Below are 528 nucleotides of genomic sequence, written 5' to 3' on the forward strand. Positions count from 1 at the left end.
GGGATGGCGCATCACCCGGCACTGCCGTCAACGTGCTTCGGCTCGCCATCGCGAACAAGCCGTGCGTCATCTACGATCTGGCCAGGGGCAGCGTGGCGACCACGTACACTGTTGAAGACCGGTGTGCCATGCTCCGCCATGCCGGTCCGGACATTCGCCGGCAAGCCGAGGCCCGCATGACGCCGGACGAGCGTCTGGCGCTGCCAGGATGATGTAGGCGCGGACTCGCCGACAGCCCGGTGGGTCCCATCCGATATGCTTGATCCGCCCCGCGCCCCAACTCCACTTGTATGAGCGGCAGGAGCCGGCCACTTTCGAAACCGACCCACGCGGATAGCATGGGGACGTTGTGCAGATGATCATCTTCACCCGTCTCGCATCTAAGCGGGTGGAAGCGTGCCGAACATCCTGGCGTGCGCGGTCATCCAACCTGGCTGCGAGGCATCGCCACCGAGGGGCGTGAAGTTTGCTTCAAGTCGACTCCGATCTCGAAACCGCTGTGCCGCCATCCGAGACACGCAAAGCGGT

Annotated in this window: 1 pseudogene; it reads left to right on the top strand. The window is 64.4% G+C overall.

Features of this window, described 5'->3' with window-relative positions:
- A pseudogene (locus EN935_RS39680) lies at window positions 1-212 on the top strand (hypothetical protein); the annotation flags it as partial.
- Between the last annotated feature and the right edge of the window lie 316 nt (window positions 213-528).

Origin of the sequence: Mesorhizobium sp. M7D.F.Ca.US.004.03.1.1 (assembly GCF_003998635.1) — a bacterium.
GTDB classification, from domain to species: domain Bacteria; phylum Pseudomonadota; class Alphaproteobacteria; order Rhizobiales; family Rhizobiaceae; genus Mesorhizobium; species Mesorhizobium loti.